Annotated in this window: 13 protein-coding genes; 3 read left to right on the forward strand and 10 right to left on the reverse strand. The window is 71.5% G+C overall.

Annotated elements, in window-relative coordinates; all coding sequences use genetic code 11:
- Positions 1 to 32: 32 nt before the first annotated feature.
- From K8556_RS23960 to K8556_RS23970, 3 genes are read right to left on the reverse strand one after another with little or no spacing between them, the layout of a single operon-like run.
- Positions 33 to 191, reverse strand: coding sequence for a hypothetical protein (locus K8556_RS23960; protein WP_223742396.1), 159 nt, complete (start codon positions 189 to 191; stop codon positions 33 to 35).
- A gap of 9 nt (positions 192 to 200) precedes the next feature.
- Positions 201 to 419, reverse strand: a complete 219-nt coding sequence (locus K8556_RS23965; protein WP_223742397.1) for a hypothetical protein — start codon at positions 417 to 419, stop codon at positions 201 to 203.
- 31 nt (positions 420 to 450) lie between these two features.
- On the reverse strand, positions 451 to 2,628 hold the full coding sequence (locus tag K8556_RS23970) for a methyl-accepting chemotaxis protein (protein ID WP_223742398.1): 2,178 nt from the start codon (positions 2,626 to 2,628) through the stop codon (positions 451 to 453).
- Between the two features lie 549 nt (positions 2,629 to 3,177).
- Between K8556_RS23970 and mprF the strand changes: the two genes are divergently transcribed.
- The 3 genes from mprF to K8556_RS23985 all read left to right on the forward strand — a co-directional run bounded on the left by mprF (position 3,178) and on the right by K8556_RS23985 (position 8,937).
- The gene (gene mprF, locus K8556_RS23975) at positions 3,178 to 5,721 is read left to right on the forward strand and encodes a bifunctional lysylphosphatidylglycerol flippase/synthetase MprF (protein WP_223742399.1); all 2,544 of its coding nucleotides are present in this window, start codon (positions 3,178 to 3,180) and stop codon (positions 5,719 to 5,721) included.
- Entirely contained in the window at positions 5,718 to 7,235 is a 1,518-nt protein-coding gene (locus K8556_RS23980) for a virulence factor family protein (protein WP_223742400.1), read from the forward strand. The genes mprF and K8556_RS23980 overlap by 4 nt, the downstream gene beginning before the upstream one ends.
- A 136-nt stretch (positions 7,236 to 7,371) precedes the next feature.
- Positions 7,372 to 8,937, forward strand: coding sequence for a carboxylesterase/lipase family protein (locus K8556_RS23985; protein ID WP_223742401.1), 1,566 nt, complete (start codon positions 7,372 to 7,374; stop codon positions 8,935 to 8,937).
- A 71-nt stretch (positions 8,938 to 9,008) separates the two neighbouring features.
- On the opposite strand, the gene K8556_RS23990 is transcribed toward K8556_RS23985, so the two are convergent.
- From K8556_RS23990 to K8556_RS39845, 7 genes are all read right to left on the reverse strand, one after another.
- Entirely contained in the window at positions 9,009 to 9,401 is a 393-nt protein-coding gene (locus K8556_RS23990) for a hypothetical protein (RefSeq protein ID WP_223742402.1), read from the reverse strand.
- A gap of 76 nt (positions 9,402 to 9,477) precedes the next feature.
- A complete protein-coding gene (locus K8556_RS23995) occupies positions 9,478 to 10,503 on the reverse strand; it encodes a hypothetical protein (RefSeq protein ID WP_223742403.1) in 1,026 nt (341 codons plus the stop codon).
- Between the two features lie 109 nt (positions 10,504 to 10,612).
- Positions 10,613 to 10,966 (reverse strand): PleD family two-component system response regulator, encoded by a 354-nt coding sequence (locus K8556_RS24000; RefSeq protein ID WP_223742404.1) that lies wholly within the window; start codon positions 10,964 to 10,966, stop codon positions 10,613 to 10,615.
- Between the two features lie 101 nt (positions 10,967 to 11,067).
- Positions 11,068 to 12,291, reverse strand: coding sequence for a glutathione-independent formaldehyde dehydrogenase (locus tag K8556_RS24005; RefSeq protein WP_223742405.1), 1,224 nt, complete (start codon positions 12,289 to 12,291; stop codon positions 11,068 to 11,070).
- 135 nt (positions 12,292 to 12,426) lie between these two features.
- Entirely contained in the window at positions 12,427 to 13,809 is a 1,383-nt protein-coding gene (locus K8556_RS24010; protein ID WP_223742406.1) for an MATE family efflux transporter, read from the reverse strand.
- Positions 13,810 to 13,929: 120 nt separating this feature from the next.
- Entirely contained in the window at positions 13,930 to 14,286 is a 357-nt protein-coding gene (locus K8556_RS24015) for a response regulator transcription factor (protein WP_223742407.1), read from the reverse strand.
- Positions 14,283 to 15,908 carry an ATPase domain-containing protein gene (locus tag K8556_RS39845; RefSeq protein WP_223742408.1) on the reverse strand — a complete coding sequence of 542 codons (1,626 nt, stop codon included), beginning with the start codon at positions 15,906 to 15,908 and terminating at the stop codon, positions 14,283 to 14,285. Before K8556_RS39845 ends, K8556_RS24015 begins: the two co-directional genes overlap by 4 nt.
- Positions 15,909 to 15,918 lie beyond the last annotated feature (10 nt).

Below are 15,918 nucleotides of genomic sequence, written 5' to 3' on the forward strand. Positions count from 1 at the left end.
ACGCATCGCCCGCGGGGAGTGTCGCCAGGACGTCAGCGCGCGGCCCGGGACGGCACCCGGCACGCGGCGTGGCCCAGCACGACGTCCCCGTCGACGGTGCTCGTCGGCGTGGGCGTCCAGCCGGCGCGCAGCCGCGCGTCCAGCAGCTCATCCGCGGTAGGGCAGCGGTCCCACACGGAGACCGAAGTCACGCCGCCCAGTCAGGTGGTGTCGAAGACGAGGTAGCGCGTCTCCTCCCAGGGCAGCACCACGTCGTGGGTGAACTCGTCCTGGACCACCACCGCGGCCACGTCGCGCGGCGGGGTGCTCGCGAAGCCCCAGCGGACCACGTCCTGGATCAGCGTGAGCGGCGCGAGCTGCCGCTCCAGGGCGGCTCTCCGCTCGGGGGACAGCCCGGAGTGGTCGGTCAGGGGTACCATGCCCGGAGTGTAGCCGGGCCGGCCCCGGGCTTCACGCCGCCGCGGGCTTCTGCTGGTCGTCCAGCGTGCCGGAGCGGAGCGCCTTGCTCGCGGCGCCCGACATGACCTCCGCCAGCGTCTGCACGGACTGGGTGACGGTGCGCGTCTCCTCCACGGCCTGGAGCGTGCGCTGCATCTGGCCGGACAGCTCCTGGATGGCCTGGGCAATCTGGTGCGTGCCCGAGTCCTGCTGCGCCACGGCCTGGGTGATCTGCCGCACGCTGCCCGTGGTGTCGCCGATGATGTTCGTCAGCTTCTGCAACTGCGCGCCGGAGCTGCGGACCGCGTCCAGGCTCACCTGCACGCGCGCCTCGCCCTGCTCGCTCATCTGCGCGGCCTCGCGCATGCTCATGCTCACGCCGTCGAGCACGTCGCGGATGCGCTCCGTGGCGCGGATGGACTGGTCCGCCAGCCGGCGCATCTCCTTGGCCACCACGCCAAAGCCCTTGCCGCTGTCGCCGTTGCGCACCGCCTCGATGGCGGCGTTGATGGCCAGCATGTTGGACTGGTCCGCCAGCGTCTTCACGTCGTCGACGATGCTGGACACCTCGCGGGTGCGCTCGTCGAGCGCCAGGATGCGCGACGCCATCCCCGACACCTCCGTGCGGATGGCGGCCAGGTCCGTCAGCGTGCGCTCCAGGGCGGCGCCGCCCTCGCGCCCCACCGCCTCCGCGCTCTCCGCGGACGCCGCGAGCACTCGCGCCTTGTCCGCCGTCAGGTGCGAGCCCTGGCGGATCTCCTCCACCGTCTGCTCCAGCTCACGCAGCGCGGAGGCCTGGCGGCTGATGCCCACGGTCTGCTCCTCGCTGGAGGTGTGCAACTGCTGCACGACGGCGGCGAGCTCGTCCGCGCCGCGGCCCATGCCCTCGGCCAGCAGGCGCACGTCCTTGCGGCGCGCGTCCAGTTGGTGCGTGTACTCCGCCAGCGAGCGCACCACCTCCGCGGAGCGCCGCGCCACGATGGCCACCAGCGACAGTGTGAGCGCGAAGAAGCCCCAGTGCACCTGGCTGTCGGTGGCCTCCATCACGCCCAGCATCGGCAGGGTGCTCAGCAGCAGCACGATGGTGAGGATGCCCAGGCCCGCGACGAAGATGCGCGCGTCCTTGTTGCCCTTCCAGGCCTCCACCACCGCGACCCCCACGCACACCAGCAGCCCGGGCAGCGAGTAGAGGATGAAGACGGACAGCAGCCGCCACGCGGAGCCCAGGTCCACGACCACGAGGACCGCCTGGAGGATGGCCGGCACGGTGACGACCGCCGCGCCCCGGCGGAACCAGCGCAGCTTGTCCGTGCCCACGGTATCGGAGATGAACCACGCCAGACCGGGCAGGATGGCGTACGAGCCCAGCAGGGTCAGCACGCTGCCGGTGGCCGGCTTGCCCCAGAGCGCCACGAACAGGCCGCTGGAGCCGAGCAGCAGCGCGCCCGAGCCCGCGGAGAACACCGTCAGGGCGGCGAGCATCCGCCACTGGCGGCGAAGGATCGCGGCGCACAGCGACACCACGCCAATGCCGAGCAGCAGCGTCCCCATGACGAAGGGCGCCAGCCCCATGCGCGTCATCTCCGCGAGCAGCTCCAGACGCGAGCCCACCTTCGCGTCGCGCGTGACGCCGATGGCGGGCCCATGGGCCTGGATGCGCAGGAGCACGCGATGGCCCATTGACGCGGGCGGCAGCGGCACCAGGTTCCAGCCCATGTTCTCCATGCGCTCCTGGCCGTCAGGGGCCAGCGTGCCGCTCACGTGGACGCGCTGGCCCTGGGCGTAGACCTCGAAGGCGTTGGCGACGTTGCCCAGGAAGAGGGCGGGCTCCAGCCACGGGCCCTGGGGCACGGGGATGCTCAGCCAGAGGAAGGTGTTCGCCCCCCGGCCCGGCGGCTCCTGGAGCGCGGTCATGGCCTGCCAGCCCGCAGCGTCCTCCGGCTCCGTCGCCCACGCGGGCACGCCGTCAGGCCCCAGCGGCGAGTCCCCCCAGCGGTAGCGCCACCCGTCGAGCGCGGGCCTGGCCGCCGGGCTCCCCGGGGCCTCCGCGTGGGCAGCGGGTGCGAACGCGAGGAGCATCAGCAGCACGGTCCCCACCGCCGCGAACCGCGGGGAGAGGGTCTTCCGGGGGCCGCGGAAGAGCGTGAGCTGGAGCTGGGGGGCGAGAGCGAAGACGCGGAAGCGACGCATTCGAGACACATGCTCCAGCGCGAGGGGGTCAAAAGTAAAATGGGTCCCTGATGCCTCCCCGCCGTGCCTGCGGCCTCCGCGTTTCACGCGCCGTCCACGACGTGGACGAATATGTCCAGACAAAGTTGTAAAACATGAAATTGTTCTTGGGGTCGCCACGCTGTCGGTCCTGTCTCCGGCTCCTACCCCGAGGGTTCAGCTCCCCTCTGGGCGGGAGCCGCGAATTCCGGAGGGGGCAGGCCAGCGAGGGCCCGGCATGGCTTCGGCTGTGACAATGCGCGGAGTGAAGAACCGGGCTGCCTGGACCGGGGTCTCATGCGTTTTTTCAACACAAGAGCCGGCGCCCAATGACAGTCAGCCCCGGAGCGCATCCCAGACTCCGGCGTGTCCCCGTGCGCCAGGGAGGCACGGCGCCTGTCCGGCCCTCCCGCGCGGGTGGGGCGAAGTGCCTCGGCTGGGGCATTTCGGGCGGAGGACTGCCCCCGCGTCTCCTCGGCGCGACGCATGGCATGCCGGATGCTGAGTCTTCCCGGTCAGGGGAGAGCCGGCATGTCGAAGCTCCAGAGAGTCCTCACGACGGCGCTGCCGCTGCTGCTGCTGTGCGTGGCGGCGTATGTGCTGCACCGCGAGCTGTCGCATTTCCGCCGCGAGGACGTGGCCGCGGGGCTCGCGTCCGTGTCGTCGAGGCGCATCCTCCTGGCCCTGGCCGTGACGGTCGTGAACTACCTGGCGCTCACGCTGTACGACGTGCTGGCGCTGGGGCACGCGGGGCACCGGATTCCCTATCCGCGCGTGGGGCTCACGTCGTTCGTGGGTTACGCCTTCGGACACAACCTGGGCGCGTCGTTCCTGAGCGGCGGCTCGGTGCGCTACCGGCTGTATTCCGCGTGGGGGCTCACCGCGCTGGACGTCGCGCGCGTGTCCGCGTTCAACGCGCTCACCTTCTGGCTGGGCCTGGCCGCCGTCACGGGCGCGTCGTTGCTGGTGGAGGGCGGGGGCGGGGTGCTGTCCCTGTCCACGTCCGTGGCGCACGGCGTGGGCGCCGCGCTGGGGCTGCTGCTCGTGGGGTACTTCGTGGCGTGCGCCACCGTGCGCAAGCCGCTGCGGATCCGCGGCCTGGAGTGGACGCTGCCCACGCCCGCGCGGGCGCTGGCGCAACTGGTGGTGTCGTGCGGGGACTGGGTGCTGGCGGCGGCGGTGCTCTGGGTGCTGCTGCCGCCGGACAGCGTGTCGCTGCCGTCGCTCACGGCGCTGTTCGCGCTGGCGCAGTTGGCGGGCATCGCCAGCCAGGTGCCCGCGGGCCTGGGCGTCTTCGAGACGGTGATGCTCTCCGCGCTCACGCCCCACGTGCCCACGCCACGGGTCGTGGGCGTGCTGCTCGTGTACCGGTTCGTCTACTACCTGCTGCCCTTCACGGTGGCGGCGCTGCTGCTCGCGGGGCATGAGCTGCTCCAGCGCCGTCACCACCTCACGCGGCTGGCGAAGGTGGTGCACAGCTCGTTCGCGCCGGTGGTGCCGTGGGCCGCGTCGGCCGGGGCGTTCGTGGCGGGCACGGTGCTGCTGTTCTCCGGCGCGACGCCGGCCGTCGCCGAGCGGCTGGCGCTGCTCCGCCGGCTGGTGCCGCTGCCGCTTCTGGAGGTGTCACACCTGCTGGGCAGCCTGGTGGGCCTGTCGCTGCTCCTGCTCGCGCGCGGGCTCCAGCGGCGCCTGGACGCGGCCTATGTGCTGACGCAGGTGCTGCTGGTGGCGGGCGCGGTGTTCTCCCTGGTGAAGGGCGTGGACTACGAGGAGGCCACGCTGCTGCTCGTCCTGGCCCTGGCGCTGGCCCCGTTCCATCAGCAGTTCTACCGGCACACGTCGCTGTTCGCGGAGGCCTTCAGCCCCGGGTGGTTCCTGGCCACGGCGGCGGTGGTGGGCGCGTCGGTGTGGCTGGGCTTCTTCTCCTACCGGCACGTGGAGTACCGCAACGACCTCTGGTGGCACTTCGCCTTCTCCGGCGACGCGCCGCGCTTCCTGCGCGCCAGCGTGGGCGTGCTGGGGGCGACGGTCGTGGCGGGGCTGGCCGCGCTCCTGAGCCCGGCCGTTCCGCGCACGCACCCGCCGACGCCGGAGGAGCTGCGGCGGGTGCGCCCCCTGGTGGCGAGCGCACCGGAGTCCATGGCCTCGCTGGCGCTGGTGGGGGACAAGTCCCTGCTGCTCAACGACACGGGCACCGCGTTCCTCATGTACGGCGTGTCGGGGCGTGCGTGGGTGTCCATGGGCGACCCGGTGGGGCCGCCGGACGCGGCGACGGAGCTGGCGTGGCGCTTCCGCGAGCTGGCGGACCGGCACCATGGCTGGGCGTGCTTCTACCAGGTGGGGCCGGGCGCGCTGCCGCGCTACCTGGACATGGGCCTCACGCTGCTCAAGCTGGGCGAGGAGGCCACCGTGCCGCTCCAGCACTTCAGCCTGGAGGGGCCGGAGCGCAAGGGCCTGCGCCACGGCATGCGCCACATGGAGCGCGAGGGCTGGGCCTTCGAGGTCCAGCCGCGCGAGGCCGTGCCGGAGCTGCTGCCCCAACTGCGGGCCATCTCCGACGCGTGGCTCGCGGAGAAGCACACGCGGGAGAAGGGCTTCAGCCTGGGCTGGTTCTCCCCGCGCTACCTGGAGCAGGGGCCGGTGGCGCTGGTGCGCAAGAGCGGCGTGCTCATGGGCTTCGCCAACGTGTGGGCGCCGGACACGAAGGAGGAGCTGAGCGTGGACCTCATGCGCTACCAGCCGGGCAGCCCCCACGGGGCCATGGACTTCCTCTTCACGTCGCTGATGCTGTGGGGCCGCCAGCAGGGCTTCCAGCGCTTCAACCTGGGCATGGCGCCCTTCAGCGGCTTCGAGGCGCGCGCGCTCGCGCCCATGTGGAACCGGCTGGGCGCGCTCCTGTTCCGGCACGGCGAGCACTTCTACAACTTCCAGGGGCTGCGCCAGTACAAGGAGAAGTTCCGTCCGGACTGGGCGCCGCGCTACCTGGCCTCACCGGGCGGGCTCGCGCTGCCGGGCGTGCTCGCGGGCGTGGCCTCGCTGGTGTCGCGCGGGCTGGGCGGGGTGGTGGCGAGATGAGGAAGCGCGCCACGTGGTTCGGCGTCGGGGCCGTGCTGGCGCTGGCGCTCGTCCTGGGGGCGCGCACGTGCGCGGCGCCCTCCGTCGCGCCGGCCCCGGTGGCGGTCTCCGAGCCCCAGCCTCCGGTGGCGCCGCGCGTGGAGACGCTGCACCCCGGAGGCCGCCTGGGCCACGTGACGGTGGTGACGCCCCCGGGGAGGCCCGGGACGGTGGTGCTCCTGCTGGCGGATGGGCCCGCGGAGCAGGGCAGGGCGCTGGAGCTGTCCCTGGCGCTGGCGTCGCACGGCGCGCTGGTGCTCGGGGTGGACGCCGGTGCCTACCTGCGGGCCCTGGAGAAGGGCACCCGGTGCGCGTATCCGGCGGGCGACCTGGAGGTCCTGAGCCAGGGCTACCAGCGGCACGCGGAGCTGCCCGAGTACCTGCACCCCGTCCTCGTGGGGGACGGCACGGGCGCGGCGCTGGCCTACGCGGCGCTGGCCCAGGCGCCGCCGGGCACGTTCCGGGGCGCGGTGAGCGTGGACTTCACGCCGGAGCTGACGACGTCCGCGGCCTTCTGCCCGGGCGCGGGGCTCGTGCGCTCGCGCGCGGACAAAGGCAGACGGGAGCGGCTCTCACCCGCGCGGGCGCTGAAGCAGCCGTGGGTGCTGCTCGGCGCGGAGAAGGATCCGGCCCATCCGGTGAAGGCGGCGCACGACTTCACCCGCGCCCTGACGACGGCCCGCGTGCTGACGGTGCCGGGGCCGGGGCTGGACCGCATGCCGGTGGACACGTGGCGGGGGGCGCTGCTGGCCGCGCATGACGCCGCCGCCGCGCCGCTCCCCTCGGAGTCGCTGCCGGCGCCGGACGCGGGCACCCCGGGGCTCTCCGGGGACACGTCGGTGGAGGGGCTGCCGCTGGTGGAGGTCCCCGCCACGCCGGAGCTCCCGGGCGACACGCTGGCGCTCTTCGTCACCGGCGATGGCGGCTGGGCCAGCCTGGACCAGTCGGTCTCCGAGTCGCTCGCCGCGCGGGGCATCCCCGTCGTGGGCTTCAACTCGCTGCGCTACTTCTGGAAGCGCCGCACGCCGGAGGAGACGTCCGCGGACGTGGCCCGCGCGCTGCGCCACTTCCTGGCCGCGTGGGGCAAGCAGCGCGTGGTGTTGCTGGGCTACTCGCGCGGCGCGGACGTGGTGCCGGCCATCGCCGCGCGCCTGCCGGAGGACCTGCGCGGGCGCGTGCGGCTGGCCGTGCTGCTCGCGCCCGGCAAGGAGGCGGAGTTCGAGGTGCACGTCACGGACATCTTCGGCGGCAAGGGCCGGCCCACGGCCGCGGTGCTCCCGGACGTGCGGGCGCTGAAGGGGACCCCGGTGCTCTGCGTCTACGGTGACGAGGAGCTGTCCGACAGCCTCTGTCCCACGCTGTCCGGCGTGCCCGGCGCCCGCGCCGTGCTGCTCAAGGGCGGACACCACTTCGACGGGGACTACGACGCCATCGCCCGGGTCGTCCTGCGGGAACTCGGTATGGCATTGCCCTGATGCTCCGGAGTCGGGGCCCGCGTCGGCTGGCGGACGGGTGATTGTCTTTGAAGGCCCATGCATTGACTTGCATGGGCGGACCCTCTACTTCGCACCGGCCCGGCCCTGGCGCCGGGCCTCGTGGGGGGTTCCAAACATGGTCCAGCAGTCGGCTCCCGTCGTCAGCACCGTCGAAGGACAGCTCCAAGGCGTCGTCGAGGAAGGGGTGTATGCCTTCAAGGGCATCCCCTACGCCCAGCCTCCCGTGGGCGCGCTGCGGTGGCGTCCTCCCGCTCCGGTCATTCCCTGGAAGCACCTGCGGCAGGCGTCCACGTTCGGCAAGTCCTCGCTCCAGTCGCGTGAGGGCTGCATCGCGGGCGGCGGCGGCGACCCGTACCCGATGGGCGAGGACTGCCTCTACCTCAACGTCTGGACGCCTCGCGTGGACCCCCAGGCGAAGCTGCCCGTCATCGTGTGGATCCACGGCGGCGCGTATGTGATTGGCGCCAGCGGCCTGCCCCCGTACGACGGCGTGCCCCTGGCGTCCCGGGACGCCATCCTCGTCACGCTCAACTACCGCCTGGGCCACCTGGGCTTCCTGGCCCACCCGGCGCTCCTGAAGGAGCCGGGCGGCGGCGCGGCCAACTTCGGCCTGTTGGACCAGGTCGCCGCGCTCCAGTGGGTGAACCGCAACATCGCGAAGTTCGGCGGGGACGCGGGCAACGTCACCCTCGTCGGCCAGTCCGCGGGCGCCAAGAGCGTGCTGTCCCTCTTCTGCATGGAGGCCGCGAAGCCCCTGTTCCACCGGGGCGTGGCGATGAGCGTGTACGGCCTGGACGAGATGCCGCTGGAGAAGGCGCGGGCCAGGGGCGAGGCGCTGATCCGCGGCATGGGCGTGGCGGACGGCGACGCGACGCCGGAGCGCCTGCGCCAGTTGCCCGCGGAGTCCTTCTGGCAGCAGCCGCCGGAGCACTCGCTGGCGCCGGTGGCGGTGTGCGGCGACAAGGTGCTGCCCCAGTCCATCCTGTCCACGTTCAAGGCGCAGCAGCAGGCGCGCGTGCCGCTCATCCTGGGCAGCACCAGCGACGACGTGAGCGTGATGGAGGCCATGGGGCGCGACCCCATGGAGATCCTCCAGGCGCTCCGGGACAACAACGTGCCCATCGGCCTGCTCTACCCGGGCGTGACGCCGGACGAGGAGCTGGCGCGGCAGGTGTGCCGCGACATCGTCTTCACGCTCATCCCCCGGCAGATCGCGGACCTGCACCACAAGGTCTCCGACGCGTGGCGCTTCTACTTCGAGTACACCGCCACCGGGCTGCGCCCGGAGTTCCCCGACGGCGTCCCACACGGCGCGGACATCCCGTACTTCCTGGACACGGTGGCCCGCTGCCCGCCCACCCAGGACGTGCTCACCGACGAGGACCGCGCGTACTCACGCCAGGTGAGCGGCTGGCTGCTCCAGTTCGCCCGCGCCGGAGCGCCCGCGCCCGCGACGGAGTGGCCCAGGCACCAGCAGGGGGAGGACCGCACCCTGCGCATGCAGCAGCCGCCGAAGGTGGAGCACAACTTCATGCAACTGCGCCTCAACGCCTTCCTGCTCGCCAGCGGCATCATCAACAGCCCGGAGAGCGGCGCGGGGAACAGGTCCGGCCCGCAGCGCAACGTCCGACACACGGGGGCCACGCCCCAGAAGAAGAACCGGCCCGAAGGCACGCCGTAGCCCCTGGACGCAGAAGGGCCCGGACGCGAGCGTTCGCGGCCGGGTCCCTCCTGCCTTCCTGCGCGGACAGGCTAGCTGCTGAAGAGCACCAGCACGAAGGTGCTCGACTGGGGAAGCTGGAACACGGTGCCCTGGCGCAGCGAGCCCTTGAAGAAGGGCGCCGCGTCGTAGGCGGTGGCGCCCTTCAGCGCCTCCTTGGTGGCCGCCGGCAGCCACCCGCCGTCCTCCACCTTCACCGTCAGCCGCGTGGGCTTCAGCGCGGCCTGGAGCGCCTGGGCCTCCGCGGCCGGGTACTCCAGCACCGCGAGGAGCTGCGTGTCCGTGGGGCCCAGCCCGCCGGGGATGCCGCGCGGAGACTGGCGCCACTGCACCGCCTGGGGGCGGCGCGGCAGCGTCACGGTCTTCTCCAGCGTCTCCAGGTCCGTTCCCGTCTTCGCCGCAGGCGCGGCCGTCTGTGTCGTCATGGTTGCACTCCCCCCTGAGGGCTTGTCGCAGGCCAGCGAAACACACCCTGTCAGCAGGGTGGTAGCCAGCGTGCGCCTAACGGCCACCGATGGGACGCGACGTCGCATTCTCGGGGCTCCCCTGGTCCCACGTCACGTGCCGCTGGAGCGTGCCGTAGTTGGTGTACTGGTGCCCCAGGCCCGTCTGCTCCAGCCGGCCGTTGGCCGCGTCCGGCGTGCCGGTGTTGATGTCCGCCTGGCCCGGGTTGAAGTTGTAGCGGTCCTCCGCGTGGAGCGTCATGTCCATCTCGAAGCGGGGCTTTCCGCCCGGCGTCTCCGGCGGATAGACCGTCACCGTCGCGCTGTTCCAGACGGAGTGGCCGCCAATCGCCTTCTGCCAGTTCTCCGTCTCCGGGTAGGGGAACTGCTCGCTGGAGCCCACGCCAATCTGCGAGCCGGTGATCTGGAACGTCACCGGCTTGCCCGCGAGCGACGGGTCCTGGGCGATCATCTGGTTGTAGGTCGCCTCCGCCGCCTGCTGCGTGTCGCGCGTGGAGTTGGTGAGCACCGCCTGGCCGGCGGGGTCCGTGCTGACGAAGCGCTCGTAGTCGAAGTGCCGGTCCGCCCCGTTGCCGTGCAGGAAGTGGTCGTACGTGTCCAGGCCGTCCGGGATGTCGTTGTGCGGCACGCCCGGGATGCCCTGGACGGCGCGCGCGGCGTTGAGCTTCAGCTCCCACTCCGCCCGCGCCGCGTAGTCACCCAGGCCCGGGCTCTCCGTGGGGATGGGGTTCGGGTCGTTGGGGTCGTTGGGGTTCTGCAGGAAGCCGTTGTCGTGGTGGATGTCCGGACGCCGGGGAGGACCCACCTGGTAGTCCGCCACCGTGGCGCCGTTCGTCTGCACCGCCGTGCCGGACGTGCCCACCGGGGTGGGCGTGGCCGCGGGCGCGGGCGTCCCCAGCGCGGGGCCTCCCCGCCGGGCGGCCGGAGCGGACTCGAACGTATCCGCGGGACGCCGCGCGACCGGCGCCGCCGGGGGCGGCGGGGTGGGGCGCACCTGCGGGGTCAGCGCCTGCTGCACTCGCGCGGCGATGGCGCCGCCAATCGACTCACCGATTCTGGACATGTCGGGTCTCCCCCTCGAACCACCGAGACGGTGGACGTTGATGGATTATCGACCCTCGCCGCCCGCAGTTGCGGCCTTTCCATGCCTACATCCACCCCCAGCGTGGGCCTCAGCGCCGGGTCCGGTAGCGGTCCACGGCGGCCAGGAGCACCTCCGTGCGCACCGGCTTGCCCAGCAGGCCCACCGTCCCCGGCGGGGCCGCCTGGAGGTCCGGGTCCGCGGTGAGCGCCAGCACCGGCAGCCGCGACGTGAGGCCCAGGGTGCGCAGCCGGGTGAGGAAGCGCTGGTCCTCCGGGTTGCGCAGCATCAGGCTCAAGAGCACCAGCGAGGGGATGTCCGGGAGCCGGGACAGCACGTCCATCGCCTGCGGCGCCGTGGCCACGGACAGCACCGTGTAGCCCTCCAGCACGAGCAGGGCCGCCAGCGCCTCGCGCAGGTCGTCATGGCTTTCGACCACCAGCACGGTCGAAGGTTTGTCCAGGGCAACCACCGTCAAACCATATACCGCCAGATCCCCGGGGCGTCCGCACCCCGGGGATTGGACCTGGGGACAGGGGTGGACGCCTACGCGCGAGCCTTGGGGCTGAGCTGGGGCTTGAGGATGACCTTGGTGTAGCCGTCCTTGCGTGCGTCGAACTTCCTGTACGCGTCCGGCGCGTCGTGCAGCGGCAGGCGGTGGCTGACGATCATGCTCGGCCGGGCGCGGCCCGCGATGATGAGGTCCCTCAGGAAGTGGTTGTAGCGCTTCACCGGCGTCTGGCCGGTGCCCACGGTGATGCCCTTGTCGAACACCTGGGCCCAGGGCAGCGGGTAGATGCCCTGCCTGGCGTTCTCGTCCGGCGCGCCGGGGTCCGGGGCGATGTAGACGCCGATGACGCCGATGGAGCCCGTGGGGTTCACCAGCTCCACCAACTGCTCCAGCACCTGGGTGGGCTTCTCCCTGCCGCCGTGCGCGTCCGCGCCCCGGATGTCGCGAGACTGGTAGCCCACGGCGTCGATGCCGCACATCACGCCCAGGGCCTTCTCCTCACCGGGGCGCAGCGCGCCCATGATGAGCGGGTTGTTGCGGCGCAGGTCGACAATCTGCTTCACCGGGTCGCCCTTCGTGAAGTCGATGGGGATGGCGCCCATCTCCTTCACCTTGGCCAGGCGCTCCGGGACGCTGTCCACCACGTAGACCTCCGAGGCGCCGCGCAGGAGCGCGCAGTAGCCGGCGAGCAGGCCCACCGGCCCCGCGCCGAAGACGGCCACGGTGGCGCCCGGGCGCACGTTCGCGAGCTCGGTGCCGTGGTACGCGGTCGGGAACACGTCCGACAGGAGCAGGAAGTCGTCCTCCAGGTCGTCGCCCGGCTGTCCGGGGAGCTTCAGGCAGTTGAAGTCCGCCCAGGGCACCCGGAGCAGCTCCGCCTGCCCGCCCAGGTACGGGCCCATGCCCGCGTAGCCGTAGCCCGCGTGCGGGGCGTCCGGGTTGGCCACGAGGCACGCCTCCGTGCGGCCACGCACGCAGTCGAAGCAGGTGCCGCAGGCGATGTTGAAGGGCAGCACCACGCGGTCGCCCTTCTTGATGCTCCTGACGCCGGGGCCCACCTGCTCCACGACGCCCATGTTCTCGTGGCCGAACACCTGTCCGGCCTTGGACGCGGTGCGGCCCTCGTACATGTGCAGATCACTTCCACAGATGCCGGCGGAGGTGACGCGGATGACGCAGTCGGTGGGAGACTCCAGCTTCGGATCCTCGACCTCCTCCACCTTCACCTGGTTGTTCTCTTTGTAGACGACGGCGAGCATGGGCCTCTCCCGGGTTGGGCTGTGACGCGGCCCACCAAAAGTGGGATGCGCCGCGTCCAGCGGAAGGGGCCGGGGAGGGAGCGCGCCCGGCCGCCCCGTGCAGGCGTGCAGGGCGGGCGCGCGTCCAAGCCCTCTTCAGTGCGCCATCACCACCGGCGCCTCCGCCGGGGACACCAGCGACTGGCGCTCCCACGCGCGGCTGCGCCAGCGCAGCCACATGGCCAGGCCGCGCGTCCATTCATCCGCGGCCACCGCCAGCCACACGCCCGCGAGCCCCAGGTGCAGGTGGAACACCAGGTAGTAGCCCAGGGGCAGGCTCATACAGACCATGGAGATCATCGCCATGATGACCGGGAAGGTGGCGTCGCCCGCGGCGCGCAGCGCGTTCACCAGCACCAGGTTGAACGAGCGGCCCGTCTCCAGCAGCAGGCTCAGGACGAGCACCTGCGAGGTGAGCCGCAGGATGTCGCCGTCCTGCGTGAAGAGGCGGATGAGCGGCTCGCGCAGCAGGATGGCCGTCACGTCCACCGCCACCGTGATGCCGATGCTCCACTTGAGGCTCTTGAGCACGCGCGCGTACGCGTCCTGCGACCGCTTCGCGCCCACGAGCCGCCCCACGAGGATGGACGTGCCCATGCCGATGGCCAGGCTGCACAGGAACACGTACTGGGACATGGCGTTGGCGTACTGCCGCGACGCCAGCGCCACCGGGCCCAGGTACGTCACGTAGTACAGGAACACCGTCTGGCACGCGTGGTACGTCATCTGCTCCACTGCGGACGGCACGCCCACGCGCAGGATCTTCCGCGCGTACTCGCGCGTCAGCGCCACGAAGTGCCCGGGCCGCATCTTCACGTCCATCACCCGCCAGAGCATCCACGCGAAGACGCCCACCGCCGCCGCGCGGCTGAAGACGGTGGACATGGCCGCGCCCGCCACGCCGTGCGCCGGCATGCCGAAGTGCCCGAAGATGAGCACCCAGTTGCCCGCCACGTGCACCACGTTCATGCCCAGGGCCACGTACATGGACTGCCGCGTGAAGCCGTACGTGCGGATGAGGCTGGAGAAGACGTTGATGAGCGCCTGGAGGAACAGGAAGCCGCCCGCGATGTGCCAGTAGGTGCTCGCGTACGCCAGCGTCCGGGGCTCCAGGTTCATCCGCCCCAGGATGGCGTCCGCGGACAGCAGCAGCCCGCCGCTCACGGCCAGGCCCAGCAGGAAGTTCATCGTGATGGCCTGCGCCGCGATGCGCGCCGCCTCCGCGCTCCGCTTCGCGCCAAGGTACTGCGACACGACGATGGACGCGCCGTGGCTCACCACCTCCATCACCAGGATGCAGATGAAGACGTACTGGTTGACGACGCCCACCGCGGACACGGCGGCGTCCGACACGCCGCTGAGCATCAGCGTGTCCGCCGTGCCCATCAGCATGAAGAGGAAGATTTCGAAGAAGATGGGCCAGGTCAGGCGGAACAGGCCCGGCTCCCGGGAGGGCGTCGGCTCGACTTCAGTGGGCATGGAGGCGTCGCGTCAGGTGGACCCACTGTGCGCGCGCGATCCCTCGATTTCAACCGGAAGCCCCCGCGCCGGCTGCCTGCCCGCCGCGGGTGCTTTGAGCTGAAAGCGTGAGAGCGGCACCTACGGCGCGGTCAGCCGCTCCACGGTGTCGACCAGGTCCCTGAGGGAGAAGGGCTTCTTGAGGAAGCCGGCCCACTGCTGTTCCTCCATCTTGGCCCTGGGCGGCTGGATGGCGCTCATGACGAGGATGGGGAAGCGGTGGGTGCCGTCCTTGCGGATGGCGTCGATGGTCTCGTAGCCGTTCATCACCGGCATCATCACGTCGATGATGGCCAGGTCGGGCGTCTCCTCCTTGAGCCGGGCCAGCGCCTCGCGGCCGTTGCCGCAGATGACGACGCGCAGTTGTTCCTCTTCCAGGATGGCCTGGATGGCTTCGGCGATGTCCAGCTCATCGTCCACGACGAGCACGGTCTTCATGAACGCCTCCGCCGGGACGTGCCCGCCGGAGCCTTCTTCGCGGCCGGCTTCTTCTTCGCGGGCGCCTTGCGGCCCTGCTTCTTCTTCGCGCCCAGGGGCGCCTTCACGCGGCTCGGCTGGGCGGCCGCTCCGGCGGACAGGCGCGCGTGGCCGGTGAGGATGCTCTCCGCGCTCTCGAAGGTGCCCGCGACCTCGATGCCCTGTTCGCTGATGGAGAACTCGCGGATGCCGCTGTCGTAGGCGCTCTCCCGCATCTTCATGATGGAGAGCAGCCGGTAGAGCTGCGAGCGCAGCTCCACGTAGCGCACCAGGATGACGTTCTCCACGGTGGACGCGGCCTCCGGCTGGGGCATGTCCACGCCGGGGCTGAAGAGGGGCGTCTCATCCGAGTACAGCGTGGTGACGTCCATCATCCGCAACTGGTGCGTGAGCGCGGAGAAGAAGCGGCCCAGGCGGTCCGGGTACACCGCCGCGGAGCGGAAGCCGGACACGCCGTCGATGAACAGGCGCAGCCGGTCCACCTTGCGCTCCTCGATGCGCTCCAGGAGCTTCTCCGCCAGCGAGTCCATGTTGTGCTCCAGCGGCGGCTGCCACTGGATTTCGATGAGGCCCTCGTCCACGTACTTCTGGAGGTCCCCCATGCCGGTGCCCTCCGCCTTCTCGATGAGGCGGGGGGGCGTCTCGAAGAAGCCGAAGTAGACACCCGGCTGGCCCTCGCGCGCGCCCTGGAGGAGGAAGTGCAGGCCCAGCAGCGTCTTGCCCGTGCCGGGCGCGCCCAGCAGCAGGGTGGTGGAGCCGGACAGCAGGCCGCCCCGGAGCGCGTCGTCCAGGCGGGGGATGCCGAAGGACATGCGGATGCGGTCCTCGCGCCCCTCCGCCGCGGGGTGCGCGAACTGCACCTCCGTGCGCGGGTGGATGACCATGCCCTGGTTGCTGATCTCCACCTCGTGGCGGCCCAGCAGGGACGGTCCGCCGCGGAACTTGATGGCGATGAGCTCGCGCACCGCGCGGGGGCCGTGCAGCCACAGCGACAGCTCGAAGATGCCGTCCACCGCGGTGTTCTCCGGGTGGATCTCCCCTTCATGGTGCGGGGAGAGCAGCAGCGTGGTGCAGCCCAGGATGCTGCTGAAGGTCTGCAGGTCCTGCAGGAAGCGCTTGAAGGAGAGGTCCGAGCGGGCGAACTCCTTCGCCGCGTCCATGCCGTCGATGATGAGCAGCGTGGTGCCGTGGGCCTGGGCGTTCTTGCGCAGGAGCTCCAGCAGGCCCTTGAGCCCGTCGCGCTCCAGGTCGCGGTAGCCGCTCAGGTACTGGAGCCGGTCCGGGATGACGCTGTCGTCGTAGAACGTCATCTGCGACAGGTTCTCCAGCATGCGCCCGTGCGACTCCGACAGCAGCGTCACGTAGAGCGCCTTGCCGCCGTTCTTCACGTGCTGGAAGGCAATCTGGTTGGCCAGCACCGTCTTGCCGGAGCCCGGCGGCCCGATGATGGCGTAGGACGAACCCTGGATGAGGCCGCCCTTGGTGATGAAGTCCAGCCGGGGGACGCCGGTGATGAGCCGCTTCGCCGGGCTCTTGCCTTCGCCGGACCTTTTGCTCCCGTCCGCGTCTTCGCTGTTCGACACGAATCCTTCT

The organism is Corallococcus sp. AS-1-12 (assembly GCF_020036995.1).
Taxonomy (GTDB): Bacteria; Myxococcota; Myxococcia; order Myxococcales; family Myxococcaceae; genus Corallococcus.